Source organism: Pseudomonas alkylphenolica, from assembly GCF_004025535.1.
Lineage (GTDB): Bacteria > Pseudomonadota > Gammaproteobacteria > Pseudomonadales > Pseudomonadaceae > Aquipseudomonas > Aquipseudomonas alkylphenolica_A.
Genome location: NZ_QJRG01000033.1, coordinates 564334 through 578543, shown reverse-complemented (window position 1 = coordinate 578543; position 14210 = coordinate 564334). Strand labels below are relative to the sequence as shown.

The window sequence follows — 14210 nt, the reverse complement described above, 5'->3', positions numbered from 1 at the left end:
GGGGTCGCCAGAAAATAGCCGCGCATTTTAGCAGGGGTGAACAATTTCTGCCGCGACCGTCTGACGGTGTGACGTACCACGCGATCTAAATTTGCCGGTTTTGTTACTTTCCCGCAGGATGCGTGGCGAAAACTGCGGGATGTCGGCAAATGGAATGGCATGACTTTAAGTGAAAATCATTTTCACCCTGGTTTAGGATGAACCTCTCCGCTGCCCACTCTCATTTGACGTGTGTCCACGTACTAAGGAGCCAGCTTGTTTACGCCTGTCGAACCCTTGCGTTTGCTGTTGCTGGCCGATGAGCCTGAATGGGCCGCAGCATTGCGCGATTGTCTGGCACCGCTGGCGGGCAGTGTGGTGCTGTTGACCGCGCCACACTGGGAAGCTGTCGACAGCCTGTTTGCCAATGACCGCAACGCATTGGTGTTGTCGACGCCTGCGCTGCAGCCCGCGCCCGGGCGGTGCATTCTGCCGATGGTGCTACTGCTTGAGCACGAGCCCCAGGTGCCGCCACCGGGTGTCAGCGACTGGCTGGTACGTGACCATCTGAATGTCGATACCTTGCGCCGTAGCCTGCGCCATGTGCGTGAGCGCGGCGTGCTGGAAGCCACCCTGCAGCGCCTGGCCGAACAGGACCCGTTGACCGGCATTGCCAACCGCCAGGGCTTTCAGACCCTGCTGGCAGCACGCCTGGCCGACAACGAGGGCCGGGGTGTGGCCCTTGGGCACCTGGACCTGGACAATTTTCGTCATGCCAACGACGCCCTCGGCCATCAGGCTGGCGACCGCCTGATCCTGCAGGTGGTCGGGCGGCTGAAAAGCCAGCTGGAAGCCGGCGACCAGGTTGCCCGCCTGGGCAGCGATGAATTTGCCTTGCTGATCGACACCCGCCGCGAGCCGCAGCGTGCCGAGTGGATGGCCGAGCGCATTACCGAAGCCCTGGCCGAACCCTACTGGGTCGACGGCGAGAGCCTGCTGATCGGCTGCAGCCTGGGTATTGCCCATGCCCGCGCCCAAGGCGGGGCAGACCCGTTGATGTGGCATGCGCACATCGCCATGCAACAGGCCAAGGGCACCCAGGGCTGTACCTTTCACATCTTCAACGAGCGGATCAACCGCAACGCACGCAGCCTGGCCGACCTGGAAAGCGAATTGCGCCGGGCCCTGCGCCGCGACGAACTGGAACTGCATTACCAGCCGCGGTTGAACATGTCCGATGGGCGCATCGTCGGCCTGGAGGCGCTGGTGCGCTGGCGCCACGCCGAGCGAGGCTTGTTGCCGCCCAGCGAGTTCGTGCCCCTGGCCGAGCAGAGCGGGCTGATCGTGCCGTTGGGCTACTGGGTGATTTCGCGCGCACTGCGTGACATGCAGGCACTTCGCGAGCGGGGCTTGGCACCGTTGCACATGGCGGTGAACCTGTCGTTTCGCCAGTTTCAGGACAGCCAGCTGCTTGCCACCCTGAGCCGGCTGATCATCGAGCACGGAGTCGATGCCCGCTGGCTGGAATTTGAGCTCACGGAAACCGCGGTGATGCGTCGCAACGACCTGGTTCAGCAGACCATGGACGCCCTCGGGCGCCTGGGCGTGCGTTTTTCCCTCGACGATTTTGGCACCGGCTTTTCATCGTTCGTCCATCTCAACAGCTTGCCGATCACCTTGCTCAAAGTGGATCGCAGCTTTGTCGGCGGCATGGAGCAGCGTGAAGAAAACCGCAAACTGGTGCATGCCATGATCAACCTGGCGCACAACCTCAACCTTGAGGTGGTCGCCGAAGGCGTCGAGTCGCTGGAGCAGATGGATCTGTTGCGCAGTTTCAACTGTGATCAGGTGCAGGGCTTTCTGATCAGTCGGCCGTTGCCGATTGATGAGCTGATGGCATTTTTGCTGACCGGATCGGCGCCGCAGTCGGTAGCGATGTAAGGCATGCGGGCGCGGACAAAACCGCGCCTACACATTGCTCAGGCCATTGTCGCTGTGGCCTTCTTCGCACCGTTGGCCCGCTCCAGCATCCGCTTCATCCGCCATTCGAACGCCAGCGTCAGGCTCACCGCCGCACAGGCCAGGCCCAACGCCAGGCCCCACCACACGCCTACCGCGCCCAGGCCCAGGGTGAATGCCAGCAACCAGGCGGCCGGTGCGCCGATCACCCAATAGCAGAACAGGCCCACCAGGAACGTGGTCTTGGCATCCTTGAGGCCGCGGATCGAGCCCATGGCAATGGTTTGCACGCCGTCGAACAGCTCGAACCAGGCCGCAACCATCAACAGGCTCACGGCCAGCTGGATGATGTCGGCAAAGGCCGGGTCACCGTGATCGAGGAACAGCCCTACCAGCGGGTCTGGCAACAGCCAGAACAGAATCGCGAACATCAGCATCATCGCTGCGCCGAAGCCGATCCCGACCCGCCCGGCATGCCGCGCACCCAGCAGGTTGCCCGCGCCGTAATAGAGCCCGACACGCATGGTCACCGCGTAGGACAGCCCGGCGGGGATCATGAATGCGGTGGAAACAATCTGCAGGGCGATCTGGTGCGCTGCCAGTTCAGTGCTGCCGAGTACGCCCATGCACAGGGCGGCGAAGGCGAACAGGCCGACTTCCACGGTGTAGGTCCCGCCAATCGGCAGGCCCAGGCGCCAGAGCTCGCGCAGGGCTGGCCACGACGGCCGGCTCAGGCCCTTGCGGATCGGGTAGGGCGCATACGCCGGGTGCCAGCGAATGTACAGGGCCATGGCCACCGCCATGCAGTTGGCGACCACGGCGGTGACCAGGCCGATACCGACCAGGCCCAGTTTCGGCAGGCCGAACATGCCTTCGATCAGCGCATAGTTGAGCAGGAAGTTGGCCACGGTGCCGACCAGGCTGATAACCATCACCGGGGTTGAACGGCCGATGGCACTGGTAAACCCGCGCAGGGCCATGAAGCTCAGGTAACCGGGCAGGGCGAAGGGCAGCAACAGCAGGAACTGGGCTGCCGCCGTAACGTTTTCAGGGCTTTGGCCAAGCAGTAACAGCACCGGCTCCAGGTTCCACAGCGCCAGCGCCGCCACCAGGGCCATGACCCAGGCCAGCCACAGCCCGGCCTGGGTCAGGCGCGTGGCGCCGACGGTGTCGCCAGCGCCCTTGCGAATGGCCACCAGCGTGCCGACCGCAGCAATCACCCCCAGGCAGAAAATCGACACGAAGGAATAGCTCGCCGCCCCCAGGCCGCCACCGGCCAGGGCTTGAGGGCTGATACGGGCCATCATCAGGGTGTCGGTCAGCACCATCAGCATGTGTGCCAGTTGCGAGGCGATCAGAGGACCGGCCAGGCGCAACAGAGCCTTGAGTTCATGAGTGGGTGCGGCCTGCATTGGATCGTCCTTTTCTGGCACTGCTTTGAGGAAAGCGTGAAATTCTCATCCTTTATGCGGTTATTCGCAAAAGGATAAAAACGATCAGTGGCATGATTAAAACTCATGCCAGTATGATGCGGTGGTTTGCGCTTGAGTCCGCCTGGAGGATTCGTCCATGTCCCGTCGTTTGCCGCCGTTGTATGCATTGCGTGCCTTTGAGGCTGCCGCACGGCACAGTTCCTTCACGCGCGCCGGGGATGAGTTATCGATTACCCAGAGTGCTGTCAGCCGCCATATCCGCACCCTGGAAGAGCATTTCGCCTGCCGTTTGTTCGTGCGCAACGGCCGCAGCCTGCAACTGAGCGAAGCCGCCCGGCTGTTGCTGCCGGGCGTGCGTGAAGGCTTTGCGGCACTGGAGCGCGCCTGCAATACGCTGCGCAGCGAGGATGACATCCTGCGGATGAAAGCCCCCTCGACCCTGACCATGCGCTGGCTGCTGGCGCGGCTCAGCCGTTTTCGTCACCTGCAGCCAGGCAATGAGGTGCAGCTGACCAGTGCCTGGATGGATGTCGACCATGTCGATTTCAACCATGAGCCTTTTGATTGCGCGGTATTGCTTGGCGATGGGCACTTTCCGCCGGACTGGGAAGTGTCGCGGCTGTTTTCCGAACTACTGATCCCGGTTGGCGCGCCCGAGCTGCTTGATGAAGGGCCTTGGGACGCCAAGCGCCTGGCCGGGATCGAGCTGCTGCACCCGACACCGGACAAACGCGACTGGCGCAGCTGGCTGGCGCGCATGGGCCTGACCGACAAGGTGTCGCTCAGGGGCGGCCAGGTGTTCGACACGCTGGAGCTGGGGATGATCGCGGCTGCGCGGGGTTACGGCGTGTCGATGGGCGACCTGCTGATGGTGGCTGAAGATGTGGCCCAGGGGCGTTTGAGCCTGCCGTGGCCGGTTGCGGTAGCCAGCGGTCTGGACTATTACCTGGTGTGGCCGAAAACCCGGCCCGGCGGTGAACGCTTGCGCCGGCTGAGTGATTTTCTGCAGGGCGAGGCCGACGCGATGGACCTGCCCAAAGTAGAAATACTGGGGGCTGCCGCGCAGCCCCGGCGTGTTACAGCCCCGTCAGATCCAGCGCCTTAGCACACGCCTGCAACGAACGCTGCTGGCTCTGCGCATACAGCGCCAGCTCATCCTGCACCGACTTGCCCAATGCCTGTTCAAAGGCATCACGGTTGGCATTGCTGCCATAGTTGCTCTGCGCCTCATCACCGAGGTTGGACTGGAAAATCCCCGCCGCGCTGACTGGTAGAAAGTCCTCATACACCAGTGCCTCGAAATGCACATGACCGGCGTCGATCAGGCCCTGCAGTGAGGTTGGCCGCCCGGTATCGCTGCGGGATGCCAGGCCACGTTCGGTCGGGAAGTAGCGGAAGTAGGCCAGTTCTTGCTCGCGCATCTGTGCAAGATCATCCGGAAACACCTGGAAGCTGTCTTTGAGCAGCGCCATGTAGCGCTCGGCATTGGCATCTGCCGGCACTCCGCCCAGCGCCTCGCGGGCGGCATCCAGCAGTTGGTCATAGAGCTGGCGCCCCTTGGGCGTCAGCGCTGCACCACGCTGTTCAATCTCGCCGAAGCGCGCCGTATGACTACCACCCGCAGCGCCGTGCTGGTCACTGAACGCGACCTTTTCCTGTAATGCCTTGAAGCTGGTCTGACGCAGCAGGATGGGGCAGCGACGCGGCGGCGGGCCTTCGATCACGGCTTTTGGCGGAATACCCTTGGCCGGCATGCCCACCTGGATCGCATCGATGTCCAGGGTGCGCGGGGTCAGGTGGTTGATGTGTGGACCCTTGAACGCCACTACATCGGCGATCAGGCGGTGCTGGTCATGCAATTGCTGATACTGCTCGGCCGTCACTGTAGCGTCGTGGTGCCAGCGGAAAGTGTGCAGGGCCTCGGCAACGAAGGTGTTGGCATCGTCGGCGTTCAGGCCGCCCTCACGCTCGAACTGCTGGATCAGTTCCAGCGCGCGCGGGGTGAAGATCTGCCGCTTGGCGAGGATCTGCCGTGACAGCTCGCGCAAGGCCGGGTTGTCGATCAGCTCCAGGCGCAACAGCGAGGTGAATACCCGGAACGGGCTGATGTGCAGCGATTGTTCGTGAACGGCGCGGAAGGCAGTGGAGTGCACCGGTACACCCGCCGAGCTCAGGTCGTAATAGCCCACCGCCTCCATGCCCATGACCGTGAACAGCCGGGCAATGGTGGCCAGCTCTTCGGCAGTGCCGACGCGAATGGCGCCGTGGCGTTCCTGGTCGAGGCGCTCGATCTCACCGGTCCAGCGCAGCGCCTGGGCGACTTCGGGTTGCCCGGCCATGACCTGCTGGTTGATTTCGCTCACCAGCGACAGCAGCGTGCCGTACAGCGGCACTTCCTGCTTGTACATGAGCGACATGGCGGCGGAGAACTGCGCGCGAATGCTGTCCGGGCTGACGAAATCTTGAGCGGGCATCGAAAGCTTCCTGGTGAAGTGGGCACCCCTACATGAAAGCGAGGAATGCAGTACTCCCGCAAGCGAAAAAAAGTCGATCAGTCATTCCATGAATTCGCGACGTCAGCGTGCAAGCTCGTCAGTGATCCAGTCGACCAGCGCGCGTACCTTGGGCACTTCTGCGGCGTGCTCGGCAAAGGCCAGAAAGTGCGCACCGGAGCTGCGCATGCTGTGCTGCCACGGCACCACCAGCTTGCCTTCAGCCAGCTCCTGGGCCACCAGATAGCGCGGCACTAGGGCCACGCCGCAGCCCGACTGGGCGGCGCTCAGGCTCATATAGAAGGTGTCGAAGCGCGGGCCGTGATAGCTGTGAGCCGAATGCAGGCCCTGTTCAAGGAACCACTCATGCCAGGCTTCCGGGCGCGAGGTGCTTTGCAGCAGCACCAGCTCGGACAGTTCACTGGCGTCTTTCAAGGTACGGTCTTGCAGCAGTTCGGGGGCGCAGACCGGCACTACCTCTTCACCGAACAGCTCCACGCAGGTTGCACCGGGCCAGGTGCCCTGGCCGTAAAAAAACACCACGTCGGCGCTGCCTTGCAGCAAGGCAAAGGGCTCCATCTCGTTGCGGATGTCCAAGTGGATATTGGGGTAGCGCTTGCCGAAGCCCTTGAGGTGCGGGATCAACCAGCGCACGCCAAAACTCGGCTGAGTGGCTACCTTCAATACTTCGGTCTGCTCGCCGTAGGAAAGGATGTAGCGGCTGGACATGTCGACCTGGGTGAGGATCTTGTTGACCTCGGCCAGGTAAAGCGCGCCGGCGGGTGTCAGCTGCAGGCGCCGGCGAATGCGCAGGAACAGGTGATGACGGAGCATTTCCTCCAGTTGCGCGACCTGTTTGCTCACCGCGCTCTGGGTCAGGTGCAGTTCTTCGGCGGCGCGGGTGAAACTCAGGTGACGGGCGGCTGCCTCGAAACACTGCAGGGCGGCCATCGATGGCACCAGGCGTTTGGACATAGTGGTCTCTGAGTGGGTAGATCATTACCTGGCGGAATGATATGCAGAATAAAGGTCGTTTGTTGCGCCAGAGTGATCGGATTAATACTGATCCGGATCACTAATTCAACCACTCATCGCATGCAGGAGAAGAAAATGGTTGATGGACTGCTTGACCGCCTTGGTGTCCCGGCCAGTGCCTACACCCACGGCAACCATCCCGTTCACACCCCTATCGATGGCAGCGCGATCGCCTCGGTGCACCTGGAAAGCAAAGCCCAGGTCGTGGCCAAGATCGATAAGGCCGAGCAGGCTTTCCAGGCCTGGCGCAACGTGCCAGCGCCACGTCGCGGTGAGCTGATTCGTCTGTTTGGCGAAGTGCTGCGTGAATACAAGGCCGACCTCGGCGAACTGGTGTCCATCGAGGCCGGCAAGATCACCCAGGAAGGCCTGGGTGAAGTGCAGGAAATGATCGATATCTGCGACTTCGCCGTGGGCCTGTCGCGCCAGCTGTACGGCCTGACCATCGCTTCCGAGCGCCCAGGCCACCACATGCGTGAAACCTGGCACCCGCTGGGTGTGGTCGGGGTCATCAGCGCTTTCAACTTCCCGGTCGCGGTCTGGGCCTGGAACACCTCGCTGGCGCTGGTGTGCGGCAATGCCGTGGTCTGGAAGCCATCCGAGAAAACGCCACTCACCGCCCTGGCGTGCCAGGCGCTGTTCGAGAAAGCCCTGAAAGCCTTTGGCGATGCGCCTGAAGGCCTGAGCCAGCTGATCATCGGCGATCGTGACGCCGGTGAAGCCTTGGTGGATGACCCGCGTGTGCCGCTGGTCAGCGCCACCGGCAGCACCCGCATGGGACGCGAAGTCGGCCCGCGGGTGGCCGCTCGTTTTGGCCGCAGCATTCTCGAGCTGGGTGGCAACAACGCCATGATCCTCGCGCCAAGCGCCGACCTGGACCTGGCCGTACGCGGCATCCTGTTCAGCGCCGTCGGCACCGCCGGTCAGCGTTGCACTACGCTGCGCCGCCTGATCGTCCACCGCTCGATCAAGGATGAGGTGGTAGCACGGGTCAAGGCTGCTTACGCCAAGGTGCGTATCGGCGATCCTCGCAAGGACAACCTGGTCGGTCCGTTGATCGACAAGCAGTCGTTCGACGCCATGCAAGGCGCGCTGGCCAAAGCCCGCGACGAAGGCGGTCAGGTATTCGGTGGTGAGCGTCAGCTGGCCGACCAGTACCCGAACGCCTACTACGTGTCGCCTGCCATTGCCGAAATGCCGGCCCAGAGCGCTGTCGTGCGTTACGAAACCTTCGCACCGATCCTCTACGTGCTGGCCTACGACGACTTCGAAGAGGCCCTGCGCCTGAACAACGACGTACCGCAAGGCCTGTCCTCGTGCATTTTCACCACCGACCTGCGTGAAGCCGAGCGCTTCCAGAGTGCGTCGGGCAGCGACTGCGGCATCGCCAACGTCAACATCGGCACCAGCGGTGCGGAAATCGGTGGCGCGTTCGGTGGCGAGAAAGAGACCGGTGGTGGCCGCGAGTCGGGTTCTGACTCCTGGAAAGCCTACATGCGTCGGCAGACCAACACAGTGAACTACTCGCGTGAGCTGCCGCTGGCACAGGGTATCGTGTTCGACTGATGGTTTGATGCAGCATGGCCGGGGGCATAGTCCCCGGTTCGCAGGCAAGCCCGCTCCCACAGGATCTCCATTGCCCGCGAATGGGCTGCAAAGCAGCCCCAAACAAGAATAAATAGCTGGAGCCGGTCATGTCCGAACTGCGTCAACAATGCTTGTGGGAACACGTCAGCCAACCGACCGTCGCCGCCCAGGTTCTGGCCGGTGAGCAAAAGGCCGATGTGTGTGTCATCGGGGGCGGCATCACCGGGCTGTCGGCGGCCATCCACCTGCTGGAGCAGGGCAAGTCGGTCATCCTGCTGGAGGCCTGGAAAATCGGTCACGGCGGTTCCGGGCGTAATGTTGGCCTGGTCAACGCCGGTACATGGATTCGCCCCGACGACGTCGAAGCCACGCTGGGACAACAGCAAGGCAGCCGCCTGAACAAGGTGCTGGGTGAAGCACCGGCTGAAGTGTTCGCCACCATCAAGCGTCTGGGCATCGATTGCCAGGCCAACAACAGCGGTACCTTGCACATGGCCCACAACACCACGGGTGTGGCCGACCTTGAAGCACGTCATGAACAGTGGCGCCGTCGCGGTGCCGACGTCGAGCTGCTCACCGGGGCACGTTGTGAAGAGTATTGCGGTACTGACCAGATTTCCGCCGCGCTGCTCGATCACCGCGCGGGCACCATCAACCCCATGGCCTACACCCAGGGCCTGGCCGCAGCGGTCACGCGCCTGGGCGGGCAGATCTTTCAGCAGTCAGCTGTCGAGGGGCTGGAGCGTGAAGGGCGTGGCTGGCGGGTAAAAACCGGCAACGGTTCGGTGAGTGCCGAGAAGGTCGTGATCTCCACCGGCGCCTACACCGAAGGCGACTGGACCACGCTGCAGAAGCACTTTTTCCGTGGTTACTACTACCAGGTCGCATCGGTGCCTCTGCAAGGCGCTGCCGCCGACAATGTGCTCAAGCACGGCCAGGGCTCCTGGGATACGCGTACGGTGCTCAGTAGCATTCGCCGTGACGATCAGGGCCGTCTGCTGCTTGGCAGCCTGGGGCGTGTCGACAACAAACCGGCCTGGTTTATTCGCAGTTGGGCCGACCGTATCCAGAACCACTACTTTCCGCAGCTGGGAAAGATCGAATGGGAAATGCACTGGACCGGCTGCATCGACTTCACCCCGGACCACCTGATGCGACTGTTCGAACCGGCACCGGGGCTGGTGGCCGTGACCGGCTACAACGGCCGTGGCAACACCACCGGCACAGTGATCGGCAAAGCCTTTGCCCAGTTCCTGCTGGAGGACAACCCCGATGCACTGCCGATTCCGTTTTCGGCCATGAAACCGGTCTCGGCACCGGCGCTGCGCACCGGCTTCTACGAAACCGGGTTCTCGCTGTATCACGCCGGGCAATGCTTGCGCGTGGTGTTGTAGCCGACAGTTGTAATCGTTACTTGTGCAGCCAGCTGAGAAAGCCGCCTTTCTTGATGGCTGCCGGTTTCTGTTCCAGCAGTGACTGGCTGGATTGCTGGCGGGTGCGCTGCAGTTTGGTCAGTGCGGTTTTTATCTCCTGGCGTTCCTCCAGGCAGCTGCGCACTTCTTCCTTGTTGATGCGAAACAGCAAACAGCTGGTCAGGCTGCGGAACTCGGCGCTGGAGTTGTCGCCATCGAGCAAGCCCTCGACGCCCAGCACTTCACCGGGCCCCATGCGCCCGGCCTCGATCAGCTTGTCGCCGTCGCGAATGGCCGCAGAGACGACCCCCGTGCCGATTACCAAGAGGAAGTCCGAGTTGTCGCCTACGCCGAGAATCACCTGGTCAGCCAGGTACTCCACCGAGGTCATACGCTGACTAAGGCTGTCCTTCTCGTCACTGCTCAGTGAACGGAAGATCCGAACGTCTTCGAGCAGGGCGCGTTGGCGGTTCCAGGGCTGAGCGGGCTGGGTGTCGGCGTTCCAGATCACACCGCTGGCCTCGAGGTGGCGGTGGGCGAGGTCGAACATGTGATTACGTACTTCGCCTTTCTGGCCCATGCTGGCCACGAAGCCACTGGCCTCGTATTCGACCGATTCCAGGCTGGTACTCTTGATCGTCACCTTCGGCGCGGGGCTGCTCAACAGGCTGCGGGTGCCCTGCAGGGTTTTCTCCAGGGCATCGATGACACGGCGCGGTCGCACCTTGGCAGGCACCACTACGCTGATCGATACGCCGTGCACATCGTTGGGCTGGCTGAAATTGAGCAACTTGGCTTTGGCCGCCACCGAGTTGGGGATCACTGCCAGGCTGCCGCTGCCGGTCAGCAGGCGGGTGGCGCGCCAGTCGATGTCGATGACCTTGCCTTCGGTGCCATCGATACTGATCGAGTCGCCAATCTGATAGGGGCGTGTGGTGTTGAGCACAATCCCGGAAAACACATCGCTGAGGGTGCTCTGCAGCGCCAGGCCGATGACAATCGCCATGACACCCGAAGTGGCCAGCAGGCCCTTGACCGGCAGGCTCAGCACATAGGCGGCCGCGGCGACGATGGCGACCAGGAAAATCACCGCCCCCAGTACATCCTGCAGCAGCCGCCCAGTATGGCTGCTGCGTGCCACCAGGAATACACCCGTCACGACAGTCACCGCACGTGCGGCGAACAACCACCAGGCGATGCCCAGCACCGTTGCCAGCAGGTTGCGTGACACATCCTCGGGCCAGGGCGCCGGCTGCAACGGGCTGACGCCGGCACTGATCAGCACCCAGGTGAACAGCAGGAACATGCCAACCCGAAGGCCGATACGCCAGGCGCGCCGCTCGACCGGGATCAGGTGCCAGAGCAGCACATCGAGTGCGATCAGGACAATGCCGATCAGCAAGGGGTAATGCTGGAGGAATGCGAACATGCGGGTCTCGGCGCAATGGGCTGCTGCTAGTAAAGAGCAGGTTGGCTGCAATTACTACTGGCGTGCCCGACGAGACGCATGGGGTGAAGCGGGGAAAGCGGCTCGCTGTGGAGGCAGGAGCCGCAATGTCATCAGAACATGAAGTAAACGCTGGCGCTGGTCTGGTCCAGATCGATGTCGCCGACCTTCAGCACTTCCTGCTCCAGGCGCACGCCAAGGTTGCGCAGCACGTCCACCTCGACACCCAGACCGTAGGTCATGTCCAGGTCATTACTGTCGCCAGCGATATCGTGGTCTGCATCCCAGGCATGTACGCCCAGGCTGCCGAACAGGCGTATACGTTGCCCGATCGGCATGCCGAGGTGAGCGGCGGCCTGAACCGAGTGGCCCTCGAAGTTACCGTGGTCGCCATCGAACTGGCCCAGGTCGACCCAGGCGCCTTCAAACGCCAGGTAAGGGTTCAGGCGGTAGCCGACGAAGGCTTTATAGGCATTGTCGTCGTCGCTGATCTGGTGCTCATCGATTTCAACCCGGGTAAGACCGCCGCCGACGTAAAGGCCACGGTCATCGGCCAGGGCGTTGAAAGTGCTGAACATAAACAGGGCAGCTACAAGCGGTTTTGCGAATTTCATCAGTCGTCCAATGTACTTGAGTGGTGGGGGAGGATGGCCGGATCAGGCCGGTTTCTTCGGCTGGAACTCGCGGTCCAGACGTTCCCGGATCTGTTGCGCAGCGCTGTCGAGCGCGGGATAGATGTCTTCCACGACCGGGGCCGCGGACTGGTCGATGTTCCTGCCGCTGATGCGGTCCAGGGCCCGGCCAAGCATCTCGCCTGTCACGCTGTCGCTGACTTCACTCTGGAAGAACAGATACAGGGTTTCATCGCGCACCCCGGTGGCATGCAGGGAGAGGCCAACCAGCATGCCGATAGGGATGTATTCGGTGACATTGGGATCACGCGGTGCGCGTTCGATATTGGCAATCGACACATTGAGCGAGAGTGCCTTTGGCGCAGGTTTGTCTACCAGGCGGTAACCGGCGCCGGTCAGTTGTTGTTCCAGCTGACGACGGAAGTGTTGACGCAGTTTGTCTGCATCACCGGCAAACTTGGCAAATCGAGGATCGTCGCCCTCGAGTGCGAAGGTTTTCGGCAAGTTGATGAACACAACCTTTTCATGTTCTGCAGAGAACGGCGCCGTGGAGCGTTTCCAGGCGACTGTTTTGTCATCGTGTTCGATGACCTGCAATGGGCTGCTGGCTTGTTCTGTGGTGGTTAGTTCGGTGTCGATGCTGGGGGCCATCGAGCAGCCAAACAAAGTCAGCGAGAGCAAAAAGACAGAGAGTTGTTTGAGCGGCATGTTGATTCCTGTTGACGTCACATCGAGGTGACTGGCCTCTCCCCAATCTGGGCCGTTGGTGAAGAAAACAGGAATCAAAAATTGTCATTTGTGGCCCGCGGGTGCTGCAGATCATCAGTCGTTCATGCAGCGCAGGCGGTCCAGCTCAAGGATGTAGTAGCACAGCGCGTCACCGTGGGTGGGGATGACCGCCAGGTTCAAAATGGAACCCAGTCGGAAATACTGGCGGGAAAACAGCAGCTCCGAATGGCGACTGACGTCGAACAGCTGTTCCTCGCTGCTGGCCTGGATATCCTCGACCTTGATCTTTATTCGCCAGCGCGAGGCTTCTACCAGTGAGGCGCCCACGGCGGTATGGCGTTCTTTGTCGCCCAGGCGTTCAAGCATGCTGATGACCGCGCTGGGTTCACTGATCGTCAGCCGTTCCTTGAAGTCCAGCGTATCGCCACCCATGAAGTGATGCCCTTCGGAGCGATAAGGCTGGCTGTTTTCGTAGGGCACGGAGCGGGTCATGAATAACGCAGCCAGGCAGGCCGAGAAGATCACCGTGATAATCAGCGCATGTCGCCATGCCGCGCGATGATTGTTCATCATCAACTCCCTAAACACTTTTCAAACATGCTGATAAGCCGCTCTTCGCGAAAGGAAAACTCCAGGTTGTAGGCATCTCCGGTTTTCTGGACGCAGGAAAGATTGGTGCGTGAACCGGTACGGCTGATAAACACTTCGCCGCGCAAGTGATCTGTGACAATACCTGAACTTAAAACATCGGCTTTGAGTGCATCTACTTCTTGTTTGCTTTTGCCGACAGCGGTAATTGATAATGCGCCTTGTTTGATCTCTGCAACTTGCAGGTCATGCGGCAGTTCGTACCCGGTGTACAGTTGCCACAGGGTAAACAGTGCAAATACCGACACTGCCAGATAGCCAAGCCTGATCGCGATACCCAGGCGTTGTTTCTCAATTGCCGGTGCGAGGTGAACGCGGGTAATGGAGGGAGGTTCGACGATCGATTGCCCGGCAGGTTGCTCTATGTTGCTGGCGGGAGACACCAGCTGATCGCTGTTGAAGCGGTAGCCGCGTCGCGGAACGGTGATCAGCAGGTCGTGATCCTTGCTGTCGCCGAGGATGTTCCTGAGCATGAAGATGGACTGGTTGAGGCTGCCTGCCGAGACGACGCGATCATCCCAGGCGAACGCCATGATGGCCTCGCGCGAGCAAATGGCCCCGGGTTCAAGCAGTAGCAGCTCGAGAATCCGCGCATCTGCGCGGGCCAGGGTTATTTCCTCTGGCGGGTTTTGTAATGTGTTGATTAATAGCGTGTAGCGATCAGGATCAAACTCCACAAGGGCGCTATTTTTTAATCGAAAATAGTAGCTCATGAAACACATCGCGCGTTGTGAAAAGTGCGGGCCATTATAGGGATCATAATTAACGACGCAAGTCGACAGGGCGCGCTTGTATTCACAGTGATGAATTAATAAGCTATAGGCGTTTAATTATTTCAATGTTGAAATAATTACAGC

12 protein-coding genes are annotated in these 14210 nt (G+C 61.3%); 4 read left to right on the top strand and 8 right to left on the bottom strand.

Features of this window, described 5'->3' with window-relative positions:
* Window positions 1-255: 255 nt before the first annotated feature.
* A complete protein-coding gene (locus DM813_RS02685) occupies window positions 256-1920 on the top strand; it encodes a putative bifunctional diguanylate cyclase/phosphodiesterase (protein WP_128321894.1) in 1665 nt (554 codons plus the stop codon).
* A gap of 38 nt (window positions 1921-1958) precedes the next feature.
* Here DM813_RS02685 and DM813_RS02680 read toward each other — a convergent pair whose 3' ends face one another.
* Window positions 1959-3350: a NorM family multidrug efflux MATE transporter gene (locus DM813_RS02680; RefSeq protein ID WP_128321893.1), complete on the bottom strand. Its 1392-nt coding sequence runs from the start codon at window positions 3348-3350 to the stop codon at window positions 1959-1961.
* A gap of 157 nt (window positions 3351-3507) precedes the next feature.
* Here DM813_RS02680 and DM813_RS02675 point away from each other — a divergent pair, with 157 nt between their 5' ends.
* Entirely contained in the window at window positions 3508-4476 is a 969-nt protein-coding gene (locus DM813_RS02675; RefSeq protein WP_128321892.1) for a LysR substrate-binding domain-containing protein, read from the top strand.
* Here DM813_RS02675 and hglS read toward each other — a convergent pair.
* Both hglS and DM813_RS02665 read right to left on the bottom strand, forming a co-directional pair.
* Complete coding sequence (gene hglS / locus DM813_RS02670) at window positions 4448-5845, bottom strand: 2-oxoadipate dioxygenase/decarboxylase HglS (protein WP_128321891.1); 1398 nt, start codon at window positions 5843-5845, stop codon at window positions 4448-4450. The genes DM813_RS02675 and hglS overlap by 29 nt on opposite strands.
* A gap of 102 nt (window positions 5846-5947) precedes the next feature.
* On the bottom strand, window positions 5948-6838 hold the full coding sequence (locus DM813_RS02665; protein ID WP_128321890.1) for a LysR family transcriptional regulator: 891 nt from the start codon (window positions 6836-6838) through the stop codon (window positions 5948-5950).
* A 135-nt stretch (window positions 6839-6973) separates the two neighbouring features.
* Between DM813_RS02665 and amaB the strand changes: the two genes are divergently transcribed.
* A complete protein-coding gene (gene amaB, locus DM813_RS02660; protein WP_128321889.1) occupies window positions 6974-8464 on the top strand; it encodes an L-piperidine-6-carboxylate dehydrogenase in 1491 nt (496 codons plus the stop codon).
* Window positions 8465-8592: 128 nt separating this feature from the next.
* Window positions 8593-9879, top strand: coding sequence for an L-pipecolate oxidase (amaA, locus tag DM813_RS02655; RefSeq protein ID WP_128321888.1), 1287 nt, complete (start codon window positions 8593-8595; stop codon window positions 9877-9879).
* A gap of 16 nt (window positions 9880-9895) precedes the next feature.
* Here the strand turns inward: amaA and DM813_RS02650 are convergent, their stop codons facing one another.
* The 5 genes from DM813_RS02650 to DM813_RS02630 all read right to left on the bottom strand — a co-directional run bounded on the left by DM813_RS02650 (window position 9896) and on the right by DM813_RS02630 (window position 14066).
* Window positions 9896-11326, bottom strand: coding sequence for a mechanosensitive ion channel family protein (locus tag DM813_RS02650; RefSeq protein WP_128321887.1), 1431 nt, complete (start codon window positions 11324-11326; stop codon window positions 9896-9898).
* Window positions 11327-11457: 131 nt separating this feature from the next.
* The gene (locus DM813_RS02645) at window positions 11458-11958 is read right to left on the bottom strand and encodes an outer membrane beta-barrel protein (RefSeq protein ID WP_128321886.1); all 501 of its coding nucleotides are present in this window, start codon (window positions 11956-11958) and stop codon (window positions 11458-11460) included.
* A gap of 42 nt (window positions 11959-12000) precedes the next feature.
* Window positions 12001-12684 (bottom strand): DUF3313 domain-containing protein, encoded by a 684-nt coding sequence (locus tag DM813_RS02640; protein ID WP_128321885.1) that lies wholly within the window; start codon window positions 12682-12684, stop codon window positions 12001-12003.
* A gap of 114 nt (window positions 12685-12798) precedes the next feature.
* On the bottom strand, window positions 12799-13275 hold the full coding sequence (locus DM813_RS02635; protein WP_241653119.1) for a hypothetical protein: 477 nt from the start codon (window positions 13273-13275) through the stop codon (window positions 12799-12801).
* Between the two features lie 2 nt (window positions 13276-13277).
* Window positions 13278-14066 (bottom strand): winged helix-turn-helix domain-containing protein, encoded by a 789-nt coding sequence (locus DM813_RS02630; RefSeq protein WP_128321884.1) that lies wholly within the window; start codon window positions 14064-14066, stop codon window positions 13278-13280.
* Window positions 14067-14210 lie beyond the last annotated feature (144 nt).

Coding starts and splice junctions, on each gene's coding strand:
- hglS (WP_128321891.1), bottom strand. CDS start 5,845: ATGCCCGCTCAAGATTTCGTCAGCCCGGACAGCATTCGCGCGCAGTTC.
- DM813_RS02665 (WP_128321890.1), bottom strand. CDS start 6,838: ATGTCCAAACGCCTGGTGCCATCGATGGCCGCCCTGCAGTGTTTCGAG.
- DM813_RS02650 (WP_128321887.1), bottom strand. CDS start 11,326: ATGTTCGCATTCCTCCAGCATTACCCCTTGCTGATCGGCATTGTCCTG.
- amaA (WP_128321888.1), top strand. CDS start 8,593: ATGTCCGAACTGCGTCAACAATGCTTGTGGGAACACGTCAGCCAACCG.
- DM813_RS02640 (WP_128321885.1), bottom strand. CDS start 12,684: ATGCCGCTCAAACAACTCTCTGTCTTTTTGCTCTCGCTGACTTTGTTT.
- DM813_RS02645 (WP_128321886.1), bottom strand. CDS start 11,958: ATGAAATTCGCAAAACCGCTTGTAGCTGCCCTGTTTATGTTCAGCACT.
- DM813_RS02630 (WP_128321884.1), bottom strand. CDS start 14,066: ATGAGCTACTATTTTCGATTAAAAAATAGCGCCCTTGTGGAGTTTGAT.
- DM813_RS02675 (WP_128321892.1), top strand. CDS start 3,508: ATGTCCCGTCGTTTGCCGCCGTTGTATGCATTGCGTGCCTTTGAGGCT.
- amaB (WP_128321889.1), top strand. CDS start 6,974: ATGGTTGATGGACTGCTTGACCGCCTTGGTGTCCCGGCCAGTGCCTAC.
- DM813_RS02635 (WP_241653119.1), bottom strand. CDS start 13,275: ATGAACAATCATCGCGCGGCATGGCGACATGCGCTGATTATCACGGTG.
- DM813_RS02680 (WP_128321893.1), bottom strand. CDS start 3,350: ATGCAGGCCGCACCCACTCATGAACTCAAGGCTCTGTTGCGCCTGGCC.